Source organism: uncultured Vibrio sp. (genome assembly GCF_947488985.1).
GTDB lineage: Bacteria > Pseudomonadota > Gammaproteobacteria > Enterobacterales > Vibrionaceae > Vibrio.
In genome coordinates this window covers 1-20,208 of record NZ_CANLBV010000020.1, presented here as the reverse complement: position 1 = coordinate 20,208, position 20,208 = coordinate 1, and the positions used below count along the sequence as shown (strand labels likewise).

The window sequence follows — 20,208 nt, the reverse complement described above, 5'->3', positions numbered from 1 at the left end:
CTTAACGCACTTTGTATCAACGGTTAGGCAAAACCATTCTGCTGTAAGAATTCCATCGTTAATCGAGATTCAGGCTCAGACTCTTGTTGCTGACCTTGCAGTAAACGCTCCATGTAGCGTGCTAACACATCGACTTCTAGATTCACTTTACGACCGACATTGAATTGGTCAATGGTGGTTTCTGACGAAGTGTGAGGAACGATCGTCAGCTTAAATGCATTCTTACGTAAATCGTTCACGGTAAGACTAATACCATCCACCGTCACCGAACCTTTTTGAGCTACATACTTTGAGATTTCAGCCGGCATTTCTACCCAGAATTCAATCGCACGGCCAACTTGGTTACGCTCAACAATCTCGCCCACGCCATCCACGTGACCTGATACGATGTGACCACCGAAACGCGTGGTTGGTAACATTGCTTTCTCAAGGTTAACTTTATCGCCTGCTTGGTAATCGACAAAACCCGTTTTTTTCAGGGTTTCAAGCGAAAGGTCTGCACTGTAGCTGTGATCGTTAAATTCCACGACCGTCAAACAAACACCATTGGTAGCGATACTATCGCCTAACTGAACGTCAGCCATATCAAGCTTACCCACGTTAACCGTTACGGTGATGTCTTCTCCGCGGGGAGTGATTGCACTCAATGTACCTACGGCTTCTACAATTCCTGTAAACATTTTAAAACTCTTTTTGTTGTCAACGACATGTATGTAGTGAGCGGATTTATTCCCACTATAGTTTCGTTATTATCGGTTTCGAAATACGGGTTTCGCTACGATGCGAATATCCACACCAACCTGCCGAACATCTTTAATTTCTAGGTCAATCACATCAGACATTGAGGTGAGCCCTAATGCGCCCATCAAACCTCGTCCGTCACTGCCCATAAGTTTAGGAGCTAAATAGAGGATTAGCTCATCCACCAGCTGCGCTTCAATCAAGCTTTGTGCCAACGTGGCACCCGCTTCGACCCAAATATGGTCAATATGATTCGCAGGTAGCTGACGCATCAAATCGTGTAAGTCCAGCTGACCTGCATCCGTTGTTCCGACTGTAATATCGGCAGAGGCTTCAGCGACTCTCAATACCGATGTTGGTGTCTGGTATAACTTGAGCTCAGGGCGAAGTTGATTTTGGCGATCAAGAATTACGCGAATCGGCTGACGTAGCTCGTCTTCAGCGTAATGAGATTGAGCGCTGCTTGGTAATTCAGCCCAACGAACATTCAGCGATGCGTTGTCTTCAATCACCGTTTGGCTAGTTGATAGCACCGCACCGGATTTTGCTCGATAATTCTGAACATCACGACGTGCTTCTGGCGATGTTATCCACTGGCTCTGGCCATTTGCTAGCGCCGTTTGCCCATCAAGGCTGGCTGCCATCTTAAGCTGAACAAAAGGCATGCCTGTTTGCATACGCTTGATAAATGCAGGATTCAAATCGAGAGCATCTTGCTCAAGCAAACCGATTTCAACCTCAATACCCGCGTCGCGTAGCATGTTGATGCCACGCCCTGCGACTTTAGGGTTTGGGTCCTGCATGGCGCAAATCACTTTCGAAACTTGAGCCTTAATCAAACCTTCAGCACAAGGCGGCGTTCGCCCGTAATGAGAGCAAGGCTCTAGCGTGACGTAAGCCGTCGCACCTTTTGCCTTATCACCGGCCATTCGCATGGCATGCACTTCAGCATGAGGTTCACCGGCTTTGGCATGAAAACCTTCACCAACGATCTGGCCATCGGTTTGTACGATGACACAGCCCACATTCGGGTTCGGTGCTGTGGTGTAAATGCCGTGCTTAGCTAAGTGAATAGCGCGCGACATCATTTGATAATCTAGAGGAGTAAAGTTTGACATGATTGAGGGTTAATCCTCTAATCTAGCGATTTCTTCGCCAAACTCTCGGATGTCTTCAAAGCTGCGATAAACCGATGCGAAACGGATGTACGCTACTTTATCCAATTCTTTCAATTGGCCCATCACAAGATTACCGATCATCTCGCTTGGTACTTCACGCTCACCAGTTGCACGGAGTTGTGACTTAATCGTACTGATCGCAAGTTCAATTGCATCAGCACTCACTGGGCGTTTTTCTAGGGCGCGCTGAACACCACCGACCATTTTATCTTCATTGAATGGTTCGCGGTTTCCATTTGACTTAATTACTTTAGGCATCACAAGTTCCGCCGATTCGAACGTAGTAAAACGTTCACTACATGCAAGGCATTGACGACGACGACGAACCTGATGGCCATCGGCGACCAGTCTTGAATCGATTACTTTCGTGTCGTTCTCTGAACAAAAAGGACAATGCATATCACCTCCAAATAATTAGTATTAGTGTAACGGAATTGCCAAACGTAAGGAAAGAAAAAGGGCCAATTCAGGCCCTTTTGTGTGGTGATTCATTGATTATTGCTACTCGAAAGCCATTTCAAAAATGAGCCAAGGAGTTAAATTAACCGCGAGCATTAACCACGAACTAAATAGTTCGCTTTACCCACCCATTTATAACTTGTCAGCTCTTCTAAGCCCATAGGGCCGCGAGCGTGCAGCTTCTGAGTAGAAACCGCCACTTCGGCACCTAAACCAAACTGTGCACCATCAGTAAAGCGAGTAGATGCATTCACGTAAACCGCTGCAGAACCGACCGAGTTAATAAAGCGCTCAGAGCTGTCTAAGCTGTTGGTCATGATCGCATCTGAGTGGCTCGCATTATGTACGCGCATATGGTCAATCGCTTCTGCAACGTCAGCAACCACTTTCACGCCTAGCGTGTAGCTTAGCCATTCGGTGTCAAAGTCACCTTCAACTGCATCACGTTGGTCTTCAAAACCAGTAAGCAATGATTTTGCACTCGCGTCCGCAACCAAGGTTACCTTGCCTGCTAAACGCTGCTTCAACTTAGTGAAGAAAGCATCAGCCACCGCTTCATGCACCAACAAAGTATCTAACGAGTTACACGCTGATGGGCGCTGAACTTTTGAGTTTTCAACCACATCTACCGACTTTTCAAGGTTCGCACTTTCATCAACGAAGATATGGCTGATGCCAAAGCCGCCAATGATCACCGGGATGGTGCTGTTCTCTTTACACATTTTGTGCAAGCCAGCACCACCACGAGGAATAATCATATCCACGTAGTCATCCAGTTTCAGTAGTTGAGAAACTAATTCACGATCAGGCTTCTCGATGTACTGAACAGAAGCCGCAGGAAGTTCCGCTTTTTCTAGTGCAGACTGGATTACTTTAACCAGTTCCATGTTCGAGAAGAACGTCTCTTTACCACCACGTAGGATGCTTGCGTTACCTGTTTTCAAGCACAGCGCTGCAATATCTATGGTTACGTTCGGACGTGCTTCATAGATGACACCAACCACACCAAGTGGTACGCGACGGCGAGACAGTGACATACCGTTTTCCAGTACTTTGCTGTCAATCTCGCTGCCGACGGGATCATTCAGGCTAATCACGTTACGTACATCGTTAGCAATACCCGCCAAACGCTCTTCATTGAGCAATAGACGGTCAAGTAGTGCATCCGTTAGACCCGCTGCACGGCCCAGTTCAATATCTTTCGCGTTCGCTTCTAGAATATCCGCCGCGTTAGCTTCTAGCTCATCTGCGATGATCGCCAATGCTTGGTTTTTTTGCGCCGTTGATGCGGTCGCGAGGTGGAAAGCAGCGTCTTTTGCTGCAATACCCATGTTAGTTAAATCCACGTTTAACTCTCCCTAAATTCTGTCTGTCTTTGGATGTAACAAGGCGATTCGCACGAGCTACTCTTGAATCACAACTAGGTCATCTCGGTGAATCACCTCAGCCCCATAATCGTAACCAAGAATCTCACCAATATCTTTACTGTGCTTGCCCGCTATTTTGACTAGGTCTTGACTTGAGTAACTGGAGATACCACGCGCAATGACCTTACCTTTCGTGTCCATCACTTGGGTTGCAGCACCACGAGAAAACTCTCCGCGAACTCGAATGACCCCTTTTGCTAATAAGCTGCTGCCTTTGGTGTTCACAGCACTCACCGCACCATCGTCAACCACGATGTCACCAGCAGACGCTGGGCCTGCGAGAATCCAACGCTTACGGTTTTCTAGCGCTTCCTCTAAAGGCAAGAAGCGAGTGCCTTGCGGGTTATCACTCAATGAGTCAAATACCACATTCTCAGCACTGCCTGCTGCAATAATCACTTCAATACCTGCTCGACGCGCAATATCTGCCGCCTGCAGTTTCGTTGCCATACCGCCCGTACCTAATGCAGTACCGCTGCCGCCTGCGATCTTACGCAGTGTGTCATCAATGGTTTTCACTTCTTTGATGAGTTCGGCATTTGGATCTTTACGAGGATCGGCGGTAAATAGACCTTTTTGGTCTGTGAGCAACAAAAGCTTATCTGCACCGCACAAAATACCCACCAGCGCCGACAAGTTATCGTTGTCACCCACTTTAATTTCGTTAGTCGCTACGGCGTCGTTTTCGTTAACGACAGGAATAATATTGTGTTCAATCAACGCATTGATTGTGTTTCTGGCATTAAGAAAACGCTCACGATCATCAAGATCGGCACGCGTTAGTAGCATCTGACCAATCTTAAGGCCATAAATAGCAAACAAAGACTCCCAAGCTTGAATCAACTGACTTTGCCCAACTGCCGCCAGCAACTGCTTGCTCGCCATTGAGTTGGGAAGTGCGGGGTAACCAAGGTGCTCACGCCCTGCTGCAATTGCACCAGACGAAACCATAACCACAGAGTGGCCTTGTTTTTTTAATTCAGCACATTGACGAACCAGCTCAACCATGTGAGCGCGGTCTAATGCCAATGTTCCACCAGTTAAGACACTGGTACCCAGTTTAACAACCACAGTTTTACGCTGTGCTGTTGTCCCGCTTTGATGATTTGTTGTCATGAAGTCTTTTACGGATAAACAAATAAGAGGTGATGTTTTAGCAATCAACTGGGGAATTCACAAGCAGAAAAGGTGCGAAATCGCACCTTTTTACTTTATATCGCACCTTTTTACCTGATAAAGAAGAGTCGTCTTTAAAATCAGACGAATTCGACAGACTCTTCGTCCAGTTGGACGCTGATTTCAAACTTACTTTGCAGTTCATCAACCAGTTTTTTATGAAAGGCTTCTTGAGTGCGAGACACTTCCGCGACCGCCTTTTTAGGTAGTGGTAAACAATCCCAGTTACCATCCATGTTGTATTTACCGATATTGTATTTCGCTGAATAGCCCTCTTCCGACTTATTCAACTCAAGCCACCACCCCCAAAACTCGCGCTCTTCTGGTGACTTTTTATCGTTTACGCACACCGACAAGCAATCAAAAAGATAGTGGCCCTCTTCAGATTGCGGCTCTCTCAAATAAGGGCCAATTGCTTTTAAAACGTTCAACAAACGATAATGAGTAGGTTGTTGTGTCACTTTTGACATATTGAATCTCCATTTTCAATGTTAAGAATGACGTTACTCAGATTTAAAGTAGAAGACTTAAAACAGCCTCCCACCCTATTAATCACCACTGAGTATTAGTTACTTAGGTTGCATACCTTTCCATACTCAACTAATTTCAGAGAGATGTCATCTAAATAATTCATCCTCAAGCCACTTTATCGCGAATTCGAGGGATTGCTCATAGCCTTGTGTAATGGATTTCGATTTGATTTCTCTCGCTCTACCATAATCACTGTAAATCGCGACCAGTTTGTTATCCGTCGGAGGTGACACTGGGTCTCCCTCCAAAGCCAATGCTAATATCGGTACTCTGGTCTTACTGTTTGACAACAGCCCTTGAACCTTGAGTGACCATGCCATCAGCTGACCGGAAAGACTGTTGATATCAACCGCACCTTTGCCAAGACGTGAAGCCAGCACGTCTAAATGCATCTTAGGCATCTGCTTTAACTTATCAGGATGAACAAAGATATCGTGGATCGGTGCTCCTAAAGCAATACACGCCTTGATCTTATGTTGCTCAAGGAAAGATAACCTCACCATGGCATTACCACCAAAACGGAAGCCAAATAATCCAACCTTATGGTGATCGACCCACGGAATCTTAGGCAACTCATTGAGCACCGCTTGGTGAAGGCAAGACGAATCTTCCGTTAGAGGCCAATGTGCGCTGTGTCCTATTGACGGCATATCAACCGTTAACATGGCAATGTTCTTTGGTGCCAAATAATCCCTGAATAAACACCACATATCGGTTTGCAAGCTATCGAGGCCTGCACTAACGATCACAACCGGTTGTGGCTTATCTGTTTTCGCTAGGTGTAAGTTGGCTTTGATCTTCTTATTTTTGTACGGCACCTCAATCTGTTTAACGATCAGCTTGGTGTGTTTAATCGCTTCAGAATACGCCGCATTTGCCAGTACTTGCGCCTGCGCGGCTAGGTTATCGTTTTTAAGATGCGGGTAACCGGCAATACTGAAACACAGAGAGGCCGAGAACAGCTCTTCAGCGACGTCTTCTCCGCTCTTACTATTAGAACGATTTTGGTGCTGCATACCCAGCTTGGTCCACTCATATGCCCAGTTACCACTGTGATAGCCCATCACGGTATCCAACCACTCATCGGTGGTGCGAGAATGGCTTGATGACGCAATTCGCGCCAAAACCGCCTCTTGCTCAATAGGATTCACGCCTTGCCACACCCACTGAAGACGCCTTAAGTTTCGGTACCATGATAAGTTTTGCTGTTCACGCTTTTCATCGAGTAACGTTTCAGAGCTTGGCATATAACGCGTTAACATCGACGTCTCTTTGGCCTGTTTATGCTTTACAAACAAGGTTTCCGACAGGTTCGAGCTCGTTTCTTCTGATTCAGACATGAGGGTACTTAATAGGAAATGGATATCGTTAATAATATAAAAAAAAATGACCCTATAAAGGGTCATTTTTCAAAAAACTTAGCTTACGCTTATTTTACCTTGCGATTTACTGGCTCAACGTAGCTTAGCGTCGTATCCCAAGGTTGCTCAATCCATGTGTCCTGAGCGATATCAACAACGTACTCGTCAAGTAGATCAGCACCAGATGGTTTTGCACATACTGCGATAAGTTTCGCTTTAGGGTACATTTCGCGAAGCTTACGCGCTGTGTCACCACTATCGACAAGGTCTTCAACAATCAGGAAGCCTTCACCATCACCTTCAGGTGCTTTAACTACTGTCATATCACGTTGGTGATCGTGGTCGTAGCTAGAGATACAAATCGTATCTACGTGACGGATACCTAGCTCACGAGCCAAGATTGCACCAGGAACCAAACCACCACGGCTTACAGCCCAGATGCCTTTCCACTGCTCTGCTGGCATTTGCAGTTCTGCAAGTTGACGGCAGTAAGTTTGCATGTTGTCCCAAGTGATAATGAATTTGTTGCTCATAGTATAAAACCTAATAATTTTTCATGTTATTAGAGACTATGCTAGGCATAGCCTCTTCTGCGCTCAACCAAAAATCTAGACGATTAAGCAAAAATGTATTTCAGAATAAAGATAGCTGACATTATCCACACAGCAGGTGAAACGTCACGACCTTTACCACTTAGCAGCTTAATAGCCGCATAAGCGATGAAACCGAGAGAAATACCCTCAGCAATAGAGTACGTCAGCGGCATCAGCAGACATGTTACCACGACTGGTGCTGCTTCCGTAAGATCACGCCAATCAATGCCAACTAGGCCAGACATCATTAGAATTGCTACATAGAACAATGCACCTGATGTTGCGTAGGCTGGAATCATACCTGCTAGTGGCGAGAAGAAAAGCGCTAACAGGAATAAGATACCCACAACGACGGCCGTTAGACCCGTGCGACCACCTTCCGCGACACCCGCAACACTCTCAACGTATGAAGTTGTATTTGATGTACCCAGTAGCGCACCAATAGACGTTGCCGTTGAGTCAGCAAGCAGTGCTTTGTTAAGACGCGGCAGTTTGCCGTCTTCTTTAATAAGGTTGGCTTTCGTTGCAACGCCTACCAAAGTACCCGCAGTATCGAACAAATCGACGAATAAGAAGGCGAAGACCACTGAAATCATACCGATTTCAAATACCGCTGAGAAATCAAGCTGCATGAATGTCGGAGCTAGGCTTGGTGGCGTCGACATGATGCCGCCGTATTGAACATCACCAATCGCAATGCCAATCGCGGTGATAGCAAGAATCGCAATCATCACTGCGCCTTTCACGCCACGGTGAACAAGGGCAATCGTCAGGAAGAAACCCAACGCGCCAAGCATTGGCGCAATCGCAGTAATATCACCCAGTGACACTTTAGTCGCAGGGTTAGAAACAACGATGCCTGCATTGCTCAGTGCAATAAATGCTAGGAAAAGACCGATACCTGCAGAGATACCAACACGTAGAGACATAGGGATCGAGTTAATGATCCATTCACGGACTTTAAAAATGCTTAAGAAAATGAAGATAATGCCCGAGACGAATACCGCAGCCAAAGCCACTTGCCATGTATAGCCCATACCCATCACAACTGCGTAGGTAAAGAACGCATTCAAACCCATACCTGGAGCTTGAGCAATTGGGTAGTTCGCAACAAAACCCATAATGAAACAGCCAAGAGCAGCCGCTAAACAGGTTGCTACAAATACAGCGCCATGGTCCATACCTGCATCAGCTAAAATCATTGGGTTTACAAAAATGATGTAAGCCATGGTTAGGAAGGTGGTTAAGCCAGCGATGATTTCAGTGCGCACATTGGTGCCATTTTCACTGAGTTTGAATAGCTTTTCGAACATTATCGAATCCTATAAGTGTCAAAAGTAAACGTTTGCGTAATCGATTGGCTGTGGATTATAAAGTTATCAAATAACAAATTCCAGATAGAATTAAGACTCTAAATGATATTTTCTTCAATGACATATGAAATATCGCTAACTACAACAATAAAAACAAAATAAAATACCATTAAAAACAATATCTTAAATTAAAAACATTGAACTAAACTCTTTGGTTGTTTTTTCAACTATCTGTTATTTCCATTGAGAATTCAGCGCTATTTCTTCAGATAAAACCCAGTAATAATAGCCTGCCTTTCAACAGAATCGGTAATGACGTTCAAACTGAGATTGTAATATTCAAAAAACAACCGAGATAAATGGCAGAAATTGGCAGGAAAGCTGAGCGAGAAATAGAGGATAAAGTAGCTAGCAAAAAAAACGCCACTCAAAAATGAGTGGCGGTAGAATCTGTCGACCAAAAGGTCGTAAAAAAATTCCAATTATAGGGGGTGAACAAAATGTTCAAGTCACAAGCTTACGGTATTAGTAACCAAAGCTCGTAGGGTATGCAAAGTTACTAGTATAGACAGAGCTATTAATCCAGAACATTGCAGATGGTAAACCTTTCATAACTATCACCTTAATCAATCAATAATACGAATTTGATTTCTCGGTTCCTTGGAGGCGATAAACGGACTCATCCTTTGAGCATTTACTCTTCATCTCAGAAGTTGGTTATTAATATACACCAAAGAAAAAATATTACAAGATATTATTGCGCGGAGTCACGCTTATCGGCAAATCTGGTTAATAAGACAACCAATTACGTAATTAAATTACAAAATAGAGAGACAAACGTTCGCTATCACATCTAATTAACACTTAGATAACGATTAATAAGCAAACGAACCCTACCACTTGCAAAAATTGAAACAATTGAGCTTTATAAGCACTACTCGTCAAATTGCTCTAGTGGTATGCTGTCACGATAAAATAGCCCCATATTTCAGTTTTTTGTGCTAAGTTTCTACCTAACAAAGATCTAAATATATGGTCACCAAATAAAAAAGGAGTCATCCATGTCTGAATTCCGCTCTGAGATTAGTAATTTATCTCCAGCCCCTATCTGGCAGTTCTTTGAGAAAATTTGCTCAATCCCACACCCATCAAAGCATGAAGAAGCGCTTGCTCAATACATCATTGCTTGGGCAACGGAGCAAGGCCTAGATGTGCGTTGTGACCCAACGGGCAACGTATTCATTAAAAAGCCAGCAACACCGGGTATGGAAAACAAAAAAGGTGTGGTGCTGCAAGCTCACATCGACATGGTGCCGCAAAAGAACGAAGACACAGCGCACGACTTTACCAAAGATCCAATCCAACCTTATATCGACGGTGAGTGGGTAACAGCAAAAGGTACAACGCTTGGCGCTGATAACGGCATTGGTATGGCATCTTGCCTAGCGGTTCTTGCATCAAACGAAATCAAGCACGGCCCTATCGAAGTTCTCCTTACGGTCGATGAAGAAGCAGGCATGACGGGAGCTTTTGGTCTTGAAGCGGGTTGGCTAGAAGGTGACATTCTTCTGAACACCGATTCAGAGCAGGAAGGCGAAGTTTACATGGGTTGTGCTGGCGGTAGCGACGGTACCATGACATTTGAGATCGCACGTCAAGCGATTCCAGCAGATTTTGTAACACGCAAGCTCACACTAAAAGGCCTAAAAGGCGGTCACTCTGGTTGTGACATCCATACTGGTCGTGCAAACGCAAACAAACTGCTTGCTCGCTTCCTAGCGGGTCACGCAAAAGAGTTAGACCTTCGCATTGTCGAATTCACAGGCGGCAGTCTTCGTAACGCGATTCCTCGTGAAGGCTTTGTAACGGTCGCGGTACCTGCTGCAAACGAAGAAAAACTAGCGTCACTATACAACGACTACACAGAGCTACTTTCTACAGAGCTTGGTAAAGTAGAAGACAGCATTGTAACTTTCAACGAACAAGCTTCTGTAGAAATGGGCATGCTAGAATTAGCAGACCAAGCTCGTTTTATCGCGGCACTGAATGCATGTCCAAATGGCGTGATTCGTATGAGTGACGAGATAGAAGGCGTAGTCGAAACTTCGCTAAACGTTGGTGTTATCACAACACAAGAGAACTCAATCACGGTGCTTTGCCTGATCCGCTCTCTTATCGACTCAGGTCGCAGCCAAGTAGAAAACATGCTTCGCTCTGTTGCAGAGTTAGCCGTTGCTAATATTGAATTTGGTGGTGCTTACCCAGGTTGGAAACCAGACGCCGATTCAGAAATCATGCATATCTTCCGAGATATGTACCAAGGCATCTACGGCCATAAGCCAAACATCATGGTTATCCATGCAGGCCTTGAGTGTGGTCTATTTAAAGAACCTTACCCGAACATGGATATGGTTTCTTTTGGTCCAACCATCAAATTCCCGCACTCTCCAGATGAGAAAGTGAAGATTGATACGGTTGAACTATTCTGGAACCAAATGGTTGCACTGCTTGAAGTGATCCCAGAAAAGGCATAATTCGATTAGCGGTCGATATAACTACCGCTTGCCGATACAAAATAAAACAGGTACTCATTAAGGTACCTGTTTTTGTTTGTATATAAGGTTAAGCGTGGGCTGCTGCGTAAGCAGAAAGTTCATCGATAGAGGTCTCTGCCACCACTTCACCGTCAATAAAGTACGTCACAACATCACCGTCACGAACACCAACCAGCGTGGCCGTTTCACCCGTTTGGTAAGTGATTTCCATCTGTACAGTGTTCTCATCAACTTGGAACATATCACCGCGTTCGATAATGCGGTTTTGAGTGAGAGGCCCTACAGGCGCTTCAGTCAGAGATTCATCAAGCTTATGGTTGATATCAAAGTACGTGTCAGCATCGGTATCAAAAATATGCGGAGCACCCGTTAGTGGATTGCTACCCGTCCAGAACTCCAGCGAATTAAATACCACATAATCCACAGCAATCGTGATGCCGTACGCAGGTGCTAAAAGCATATTCAAGCCACCACGAGCATAACGGTTGTCAACGGCCTTAATATTCGCCTCCATGAGCTTACCCGTCACTGCGTTGCTACCAACACAGCCAGATAGCGCCGCAGAAACTACTGTCAACGCTACGATGTTTTTCATTGTTTTTTTCATTTAGATCTCAATTTCGTTTATTCACCCTCAAAAAAAGGCGCTGGATGATAGCAACCATTGGCCTAAGGAGCATCAAAATAAAATTATAAATCGTCAAAAAAACGACAATTCACAGCCCATAAGCGATAGAAAATAGAACGAAATCAATAAAAAAGCCCCAATAAACTTTTAACTAGAAAGAGAAAAGTTATATTGGGGCTTTTATTATAGGTCCCTTATCTTAAAATTAAGGGACCTATAAGTTAATCGTGCACTGAATTACTCAGCGTCTTCTTGCTCTTCTGAACGAGCTTTAGCGCGCGCTTCACGTGCTTGCTCAGCTTTAAGCTCTTTCGTGTGACGCAATTCGTCACGCTCTTTACGCTGCTCTGATTTACGCTCGTTACGTTCAGCTTGGTTTGCGATGAAAGATGCTAACTCTTTCTCTGCCCACTCTTGTGCTAGAGCTTCAGTTTCGAAACCAGACTCACGCTTAGATACCGTTGTGCTACGAGACGTTACTTGACGAGTAATCTCTGCGCACCAACCATTGCGTTTTTCTGTAAGGCGGATATCAAATTTTTTGTTCTTAGACATGTTCTATTTTTTCCTAAGGGAGATCATTAAGGGATCGGTCAACTTTGATAACTCCATCTAAGTGAGCATCTTTAACACCATCCCTTGGTAAGCGCGGTATTAGAGCACAAATCCATAAATATTGCTGCAAATATTTGCAGCGGATCACACTCTAATACTGCAAAACGTTTGCGCTTGATTTCAATGGGTTCATCAGCCTAGGTTCACCATCAACTTGAGCTCTATTTTATCGAACACAATCAAATGAACTATGCTCAAACAGAGAGAAAAGAAAGAGATAGCCAGCTTAGTCACTTAGTCACTTAGTCACTTAGTCACTTAGTCACTTAGTCAAGCATACAACCTCTACTGCCTCACCTACTCCGCCGATAATTAAAATAGCTAAGGAGTTGCTATGGATAGTTTCATCACACATTTACCTAAGGTCGAGCTGCACGTACACATAGAAGGCACATTAGAACCAGAACTGATGTTCGATCTCGCCAAGCGCAATAACGTGTCGATTCCCTTTGAAACCCCTAACCAAGTGCGAGACGCGTACCAATTCCACAACCTTCAGTCCTTTCTCGGCATCTATTACCAAGGTGCAAACGTGCTGATTCATGAACAGGATTTCTACGACCTGACGTGGGCTTACCTAGTAAAATGCGAGCAAGATAACGTGGTTCATACCGAAATATTCTTTGACCCTCAAACCCACACTGAGCGTGGTATAGCCTTTGAAACTATCGTTAGTGGAATTACCCAAGCTTTAGAACAAGCGGAGCAAGAGCTTGGCATCAGCAGCCAGCTGATCCTGTGCTTTCTACGCCACCTTGATGAAGAGAGCGCTTTTGAAACACTCAAGCAAGCCCTGCCCTATAAAGATAAGATCATTGCTGTCGGACTCGATTCATCAGAGCAAGACCACCCGCCAGAGAAGTTCAAGCATGTCTTTCAAGAGGCGATCAACCACGGATTCTTAACCGTCGCCCACGCTGGCGAAGAAGGCCCAGCGCAAAATATTATCGATGCATTGAGCTTGCTAAGTATCGCCCGAATTGATCATGGTGTTCGCTGTGTTGAAGATGACAACCTGATGGAACAGCTAATCGCCAAACGTATACCGCTGACGGTCTGCCCGCTATCGAATATTAAGCTCAAGGTATTTGATACCATGCAACAGCACAACATCGTCGAGTTACTGAGAAAAGGGCTGTGCGTCACCATCAATTCCGATGATCCGGCTTACTTCGGCGGCTATATGAATGATAACTTCCTCGCCGTTGCCAATGCTCACCCAGTGACAAAAAGCGAATTAGCACAATTCAGTGTTAATGCTATCGAAGCCAGTTTCATCTCGCCTCATGCCAAACAAGATCTCATCACTCAGGTACGCCAATACCTTGCTGCGAATACTTAATGAGTTATCAAGATAAGAAAGGGAAGCTCTGAGCTTTCCCTTTCTGTATGAGGTGATAATCCATTGGCTTAGCCCGGATGGCCATCTACTCTTGGCGTTAACAGCAGCATCCCAAATTTCCAGATAAACAGCCCAAATGCTAACGTCCATAATCCCGCGCTGATGTTGACCATCTCAAATAAATACGCAGGGAAGAAAGTCACACCTAAACTACGAACCAGCGCGGCAATAAATATCGCTGAAAACGCTAGCGCCATGCTTGGTCCTTTGTAAATCGCACGACCAGTGTGTCCCATTGTCACTCGCGTAATCATCGCCAGAATCAAACCGCTCAAGCCACCAATCGCAAACAGGTGCAACATGTTATGACTCGCAAATGGGTTATCTAACAAACCACGTAACAACAAGCTTAAAGGGATACACAAGTAAGCCGCGTGCAGTGACCACACCAAAGGTTCAGACAAGGTTGTCCAAGGCTTCCAGCGGATAAATCGCACCAACTGAGTCACGCCAGCAAACACCATTAGCTCATTACCTACTTGAGCAAAGGTGAGTGGGAAAAAGCTCAAAACAAACAGCCCTACCAAAGGCAAGTTTGCCAACCATTCCAACCACACCAATGGCTGCGCTTTTTCAAAATCAAAACGACGCGCTGTGAAGAAAGGGATCACTCGCCCTCCCATCACTGAAAGTAGCAAGGTAAACCACCACAACATCGCCTGCCATACCGCAGACGATGGGAATGGAGGCATACCCTTAATGGTCGCGTAGCTAGCAAAGTTCGCCACGATAGCCAATATAAACAGCGGCACGAAGAACAGGTTCTTCCAACCTTTCGCTTGAACGACTCGAAAACCAATTTCGTAAGCGGCAAAGATCAAAAATAGCGCTTCAATCGAAGAGATCAGCCATAGCGGAGCAGGAGTCCAAAACAGAACGCGTGGGGCGAGCCACAAACCAACCAAGGCTGCTAATCGATAGTGTTTGGTTCCATTGATCCCCGTCCAAGTTTGTACCGCCGTTAACACAAAGCCGACCACAATCGCCATCGCAAAGCCGAATAACATCTCATGGACATGCCACCACAGTGCTGGCACGTTTAGTATTTCTGGCTGACCGTTTTGGAACATGATGACCCAAACCACAATCGCGATCACAGCATAGAGACTGCCTAAAAAGAAGAAAGGTCTAAAACCTAAGCGAAGATAAGCAGGAATCGCATCTTCGACACTTTTATCGGTGATATTTAACAAACTCGTTCCTTATTTCAGATAACAAGCCAAGCGTGGCTTCTAGGAATGGCTATAGAATAGTCCATTAATGGTGCAGTAATTTCTACTGTCATAGTTCATTCAACGTTGCACGAAACGCGCCAAATAAGGAAATCATTTAAAAACAGCACAGTACGAATATTCCAAGCCTCAGGTTGAGTCAATTAGACATCATAAAACAAGTCATATTGACACTTAAGTGTATGTACAGAAAACGGCTGACTTTTGGTTTAGCTGCACATATAGTAAGGCTAGACTTAACTGGAACCACTCTGACGAGGAATGCGATGTATATTTTTGGTTATGGCAGCTTGATCAACTCATCTTCACGTCAACTTACCGGTCAAACTGGACAAGCGATCCCTGCTATTGTCCATGGCCTAGTTCGTCACTGGAGCAAGATCGATGACAGCTATGTTTTATCACCTTTGATCGTCAATCTTGGTGAAGGTCAAGTGAATGGTGTTTTGCTTGAGGTGGATGATGTGGCATTGGCTGAATTTGATCGTCGTGAACGTGGATATCACCGAATCGAACTCAAAGCCTCTCAGATAGAAAGCCAAATCGAGTTCAAGCAGGATCAATCGATCTGGGTATACATCAAAGATGAAATTCAAGCGCCTTGTGAGAACAGCCCTATCGTTCAAACCTATGTCGATACGGTATTGGCAGGATGCCTAGAGGTGTCCGAAAGCTTTGCGGCGCACTTTGTTAAACACACGCAAGGCTGGCATCACCCATTAGAAAATGATCGTCACCAGCCAAAATACGGTAATCTTGCTGGGGTGTCGGATCACCACCACAGTGTGATTGATGGTTTGATACTGAGTGTACGCAGCGAGTGATTACACCGATTTCAAATCGCCCAGTGAAATTAAACGCCTTCTACTGCCAGTCATCAATACCTCGACATTGAGGTAACGGCTTTAGTATTTGGCCTACTATGATCTTTTTACTCTATTCGCTGGACTCCTCTAGCACAGCCAAGATTTTGTTCACATAAAACAAAGAGTGCTCTCGATATGAAACCTCTCTAAAAATTTCATGAGCCACACCTAAACATTGTGCCTAGAGCGCTTATTTGAATTTAGTTTCCCCTAACCTGTGATCCGAACATTAATTTGATAGTCGTTTACTCAATAACGACTAAACTATAGTGTCGCCTACCTTTTTTGAGAAAACCTAAATGCCGAATGCTGATTCCACCCTAAATAAACGCATGGGAATCGTTGCGCTCACCTGGCCAATTTTTGTCGAAGTTCTACTGAGAACTGCCCTTAACACCAGTGATGTATTCATGCTATCGGGGTACTCAGACAAAGCCGTGTCTGCGGTGGGTGTTATCTCTCAAATTTCCTTTTTTCTGATCATCGTCTCTACCATGGTCAGTAGCGGTACGGGGATTTTAATCGCGCAATATAACGGTTCATCTCGTACTCAAGAGAGCGCTCACGTAGGCGTTGCTAGCATCATACTGGCCATGATTACCGGTGTGTTACTCAGTATTATTGCGATACTTGCCGCTGAGCATTTTATCCCGCTCTATCAACTGGAACCTCAAGTTGAACAATACGCTCAAGAGTATCTGTTCATCAGTGGTGCCCTCACCTTCAACGTCACCATCGGCGTAGTACTAACCACCATTTTACGCAGCCATGGCTACTCAAAATCACCAATGGTGATCAACATGATTTCAGGTGTCATCAATGTCTTTGGTAACTACTGCGCCTTATATCAACCTTTTGGGCTGCCAGTCCTTGGTGTACAAGGGGTGGCAACCGCAACCGTGATTAGCCAAGTGATAGGAATGGTGATCTTGATTGTTGTCGTCAGAAATAAAGGGATTGATCTACCTCTCACACAGTTTCGATCGGTACCAAAATCCATCTATCAGAAAATCATTAAGATCGGTTCAATGAACGCGGGAGAAGTGCTCTCTTACAACATGGCGCAGATCACCATAATGTTCTTTGTGGTGCAGATGGGGACAGCTTCATTAGCAGCATTCACCTACGCACAAAACATCTCCCGACTCTCTTTCGCCTTTGCGTTGGCAATTGGTCAAGGCAGCCAGATCCAAACGGGTTATTACATTGGTAAGGGGTGGATTGATGAAATTACCAGCCGCGTGCAGCGCTATTTTGTGGTGGGCTTTATCGCCTCGACCACGATTACCTGCCTGGTTTATCTGTTCCGCTTTGAAATTATCGATCTGTTTACTCAAGATCCAGAGATCATAGCCCTCGCCATCGCACTGCTCACCGGCTCAATAGTTCTTGAAGCGGGACGAGTTTTTAACCTGATCTTCATCTCATGTTTGAAAGCGACAGGCGACATTAAGTTCCCCGTAAAAATGGGGATACTCAGCATGTGGGGGATTGGGGTTGCCATGAGCTATTTGCTTGGCGTGCACTGGGGCTATGGGGTATTCGGAGCTTGGATGGCAATCGCGATGGACGAGTGGTTTCGTGGCATCGTCATGGCGCATCGCTGGAGAGCTCAGAAGTGGACTCGATTCTCTTTCTAACTGATTGATAGCCTTAAATTTGCTTCACGCAAAAGAAAAAGCGCTAGGGGGATCTAGCGCTTTAAGACCAACCAAGTCCATTTAGTCTGGCAGAGCTTTTAGCTACATTAGTCAGGTGCAGCCATTTTTTCACTTAGGTAAATCAAAAATTCTATTCTTTACGGCTATTTCACACCGTAATTTAAGTATAGTCAGGTTCTAATAATAAACCGGATTTTTCTAAAAATAGTTAGTGGCGACGAACCATCGCTGCAAATTACTCCGTAATCACCATTGAGACAGCATGCGTAATCAGTTCTCTAAGTCGCTTATTTTTATCATCTAACTGCTTGGTCTTTCGATACACAAGCTGGATATCAAAATCCGGTACTTCAATCGGTGGCTTCACTGCCAGTAAGGTTTCTTCGCTATCAATGTCTTTACGGGCAACAAGTTTGGGAACAATACAGAGCAACGCTCGGCCTCGAATCAGTCGTTTTACCGTTAGAAAATTGCTGGAAGATATTGCGACTTTTCGGTTAAGGCCTAATTCCGCCAAGCGAGTATCGACACCTGTTTTCAAAGATCCATCTGGCGACACCAGTGCATGTTCAACCGCAACAAACCGCTCTAAAGACATCGGCGGCTCAATGGACAGAACCGACTGATCAAATAGACAAACATGTTGCTCTGTGTACACATGTTTTGTTCGGTATAGAGCTGGCACCTCACCAAAACTGCCTATCGTAATATCAAGCTTCGCGTCTTCAAAGACTTGCTGGTAGTTGGTTCGGTTGACGTTAAACAACGCCACTTGGGAATCCGGAGAAGAGTGCTTAATAAGATCAAACACTACGGGGGCAAACATCTGCTCCGCATAATCGGTAAGGCCAATCTTCCAAGTCCCGTTATAGGTCGCAGCATCAAACGGTTTAGACAGCAGTACCTCAGATTGAATGGTATTGAGTAAAGCCTCTACCGTACCCGATAATTCAACGGCTCGCTCGGTCGCTTGCATCTTACTACCGACCCGCTCAAACAAAGGGTCATCAAACAGCTTTCGAAGCCTTTGTAGGCTATGACTCATCGCAGATTGGCTGACATAGCAACGCTCAGCAGCCTTACTTACACTGTTGGTTTGATACAGAGCCTGCAGTGCAATCAATAAATTTAGGTCGATACCTTTCCAGTTAAAATCAGCCACTCATAAAACCCATATCATTCATACTTATAATTAAAACAATTAATTTGAATCATAATCCAACTCACCCTAAATTACGCTAAACATTTATCTGGGATCGAGCATGCTTTCAATTTTTAAAACTTTTTTCTGGCTTGGCTGGATTAGCTTTGGGGGACCAGCAGCACACATTGGCTACTTCCGTAAAACCTTTGTTGAGAAACTGAATTGGTTATCCGACGAAGAATACGGGCAGATTGTCGCCCTCAGTCAATTTCTGCCGGGGCCGGGGTCAAGTCAGGTTGGCTTTGCGGTTGGCTACAAGAAAGGAGGCTTAACCGGTGCTATTGCTGCATTTGTAGGCTTCACTTCCCCATCTGTCATTCTGATGCTGATATTAGCCTTAGTCAGCAACCAGCTATTGGAAGCACCACTTTTCAATTCAATCGTTCACGGGCTTAAGTTGTTAGCAGTAGTTGTTGTAGCTGATGCAACCTTTGGTATGTACAAGAACTTTTGCCAATCGAAGATAGCGACCGCCTTATGTGTGATTACCGCGATTGTTCTGCTACTGATTCCAGGCATCTGGCCTCAAGTTTTAGTACTTCTATTTGCAGCGATAGTTGGTAGTAAGTTCTTGACGTCTCAAGAGCTAAAAACGACGCCTTCAACAAAAAAAATATCGGTAACGCCACTCGTGATTTTTGTGGGGCTATTAGTAGGCCTACCTCTATTCAGTGCTTATTCTCAGGGTATTGAAGTGTTTGGCTTGTTCTACCAAGCAGGCAGTTTAGTGTTCGGTGGCGGACACGTGGTACTTCCGTTATTGCAAAATAGTATTGGTGAACAACTGTCACAAGATGCATTTCTAACAGGCTATGCCGCTGCCCAAGCCGTACCCGGCCCGATGTTTACACTCGCGACTTATCTAGGTTATGTGCTGATGCCTTCAGCTCCCATAGCAGGCGCATTGCTCGCTACAATTGCCGTATTCTTACCAGGATTCTTATTGCTACTCGGGGTACTGAAAAACTGGCAGGCTATCGCGAGTAAACCGTTGGTCGCAGGCGCTCTAACTGGTGTGAATGCGGCAGTTGTAGGTTTATTGCTGGCAGCCCTGTATCAACCAATCTTCATAAGCGCAGTGAGTAGTGGTTTAGACTTCGCTTTGATCATTGTTGGCGTGTGGCTATTGAAAACGATGAAGATGCCGATCGTAGGGTTAGTGGGCGTGTTCATGTTATTTGGCGCAATGACTAGGGCGTGTTGATCTTTGCTGTACATTTCGCGTTCAACAATACATCGGTAGCCACATCAACATGAATGCCAGCG

Annotated in this window: 18 protein-coding genes; 5 read left to right on the top strand and 13 right to left on the bottom strand. The window is 45.0% G+C overall.

Features of this window, described 5'->3' with window-relative positions:
• Positions 1-23 precede the first annotated feature (23 nt).
• The 9 genes from Q1A70_RS06775 to Q1A70_RS06735 all read right to left on the bottom strand — a co-directional run bounded on the left by Q1A70_RS06775 (position 24) and on the right by Q1A70_RS06735 (position 8,779).
• Complete coding sequence (locus tag Q1A70_RS06775; protein WP_048612249.1) at positions 24-680, bottom strand: riboflavin synthase; 657 nt, start codon at positions 678-680, stop codon at positions 24-26.
• Positions 681-749: 69 nt separating this feature from the next.
• Complete coding sequence (gene ribD / locus Q1A70_RS06770; protein WP_299688409.1) at positions 750-1,829, bottom strand: bifunctional diaminohydroxyphosphoribosylaminopyrimidine deaminase/5-amino-6-(5-phosphoribosylamino)uracil reductase RibD; 1,080 nt, start codon at positions 1,827-1,829, stop codon at positions 750-752.
• Positions 1,830-1,868: 39 nt separating this feature from the next.
• Positions 1,869-2,318: a transcriptional regulator NrdR gene (gene nrdR, locus Q1A70_RS06765; RefSeq protein ID WP_299688286.1), complete on the bottom strand. Its 450-nt coding sequence runs from the start codon at positions 2,316-2,318 to the stop codon at positions 1,869-1,871.
• A 155-nt stretch (positions 2,319-2,473) separates the two neighbouring features.
• Entirely contained in the window at positions 2,474-3,724 is a 1,251-nt protein-coding gene (locus Q1A70_RS06760) for a glutamate-5-semialdehyde dehydrogenase (protein ID WP_299688283.1), read from the bottom strand.
• A gap of 57 nt (positions 3,725-3,781) precedes the next feature.
• Positions 3,782-4,921 (bottom strand): glutamate 5-kinase, encoded by a 1,140-nt coding sequence (gene proB, locus Q1A70_RS06755; protein ID WP_299688280.1) that lies wholly within the window; start codon positions 4,919-4,921, stop codon positions 3,782-3,784.
• Between the two features lie 140 nt (positions 4,922-5,061).
• Positions 5,062-5,451: a sigma factor-binding protein Crl gene (crl, locus tag Q1A70_RS06750; protein ID WP_299688277.1), complete on the bottom strand. Its 390-nt coding sequence runs from the start codon at positions 5,449-5,451 to the stop codon at positions 5,062-5,064.
• 147 nt (positions 5,452-5,598) lie between these two features.
• A complete protein-coding gene (frsA, locus tag Q1A70_RS06745) occupies positions 5,599-6,852 on the bottom strand; it encodes an esterase FrsA (protein WP_299688274.1) in 1,254 nt (417 codons plus the stop codon).
• 89 nt (positions 6,853-6,941) lie between these two features.
• Positions 6,942-7,406, bottom strand: coding sequence for an oxytetracycline resistance phosphoribosyltransferase domain-containing protein Tet(34) (tet(34), locus tag Q1A70_RS06740; RefSeq protein WP_299688271.1), 465 nt, complete (start codon positions 7,404-7,406; stop codon positions 6,942-6,944).
• Positions 7,407-7,489: 83 nt separating this feature from the next.
• On the bottom strand, positions 7,490-8,779 hold the full coding sequence (locus tag Q1A70_RS06735; protein ID WP_299688268.1) for an NCS2 family permease: 1,290 nt from the start codon (positions 8,777-8,779) through the stop codon (positions 7,490-7,492).
• Positions 8,780-9,840: 1,061 nt separating this feature from the next.
• Here Q1A70_RS06735 and Q1A70_RS06730 point away from each other — a divergent pair.
• A complete protein-coding gene (locus Q1A70_RS06730; protein WP_299688265.1) occupies positions 9,841-11,313 on the top strand; it encodes an aminoacyl-histidine dipeptidase in 1,473 nt (490 codons plus the stop codon).
• 88 nt (positions 11,314-11,401) lie between these two features.
• Here the strand turns inward: Q1A70_RS06730 and Q1A70_RS06725 are convergent, their stop codons facing one another.
• Both Q1A70_RS06725 and Q1A70_RS06720 read right to left on the bottom strand, forming a co-directional pair.
• Positions 11,402-11,941 carry a DUF3332 domain-containing protein gene (locus Q1A70_RS06725; RefSeq protein WP_299688262.1) on the bottom strand — a complete coding sequence of 180 codons (540 nt, stop codon included), beginning with the start codon at positions 11,939-11,941 and terminating at the stop codon, positions 11,402-11,404.
• A 258-nt stretch (positions 11,942-12,199) separates the two neighbouring features.
• Positions 12,200-12,517, bottom strand: coding sequence for a DUF3622 domain-containing protein (locus Q1A70_RS06720; RefSeq protein ID WP_136996773.1), 318 nt, complete (start codon positions 12,515-12,517; stop codon positions 12,200-12,202).
• A 394-nt stretch (positions 12,518-12,911) separates the two neighbouring features.
• Between Q1A70_RS06720 and Q1A70_RS06715 the strand changes: the two genes are divergently transcribed.
• Positions 12,912-13,919, top strand: coding sequence for an adenosine deaminase (locus Q1A70_RS06715; RefSeq protein WP_299688254.1), 1,008 nt, complete (start codon positions 12,912-12,914; stop codon positions 13,917-13,919).
• A gap of 68 nt (positions 13,920-13,987) precedes the next feature.
• On the opposite strand, the gene Q1A70_RS06710 is transcribed toward Q1A70_RS06715, so the two are convergent.
• Complete coding sequence (locus Q1A70_RS06710) at positions 13,988-15,172, bottom strand: NnrS family protein (RefSeq protein WP_299688251.1); 1,185 nt, start codon at positions 15,170-15,172, stop codon at positions 13,988-13,990.
• A 305-nt stretch (positions 15,173-15,477) separates the two neighbouring features.
• Between Q1A70_RS06710 and Q1A70_RS06705 the strand changes: the two genes are divergently transcribed.
• Complete coding sequence (locus Q1A70_RS06705; RefSeq protein WP_299688248.1) at positions 15,478-16,035, top strand: gamma-glutamylcyclotransferase family protein; 558 nt, start codon at positions 15,478-15,480, stop codon at positions 16,033-16,035.
• 341 nt (positions 16,036-16,376) lie between these two features.
• Positions 16,377-17,717, top strand: a complete 1,341-nt coding sequence (locus Q1A70_RS06700) for an MATE family efflux transporter (RefSeq protein WP_299688245.1) — start codon at positions 16,377-16,379, stop codon at positions 17,715-17,717.
• 256 nt (positions 17,718-17,973) lie between these two features.
• On the opposite strand, the gene Q1A70_RS06695 is transcribed toward Q1A70_RS06700, so the two are convergent.
• Positions 17,974-18,900 carry a LysR family transcriptional regulator gene (locus Q1A70_RS06695; RefSeq protein ID WP_299688242.1) on the bottom strand — a complete coding sequence of 309 codons (927 nt, stop codon included), beginning with the start codon at positions 18,898-18,900 and terminating at the stop codon, positions 17,974-17,976.
• Between the two features lie 100 nt (positions 18,901-19,000).
• On the opposite strand from Q1A70_RS06695, the gene chrA reads away from it, so the two are divergent.
• Positions 19,001-20,146, top strand: coding sequence for a chromate efflux transporter (gene chrA, locus Q1A70_RS06690; protein ID WP_299688239.1), 1,146 nt, complete (start codon positions 19,001-19,003; stop codon positions 20,144-20,146).
• Positions 20,147-20,208: the final 62 nt, after the last annotated feature.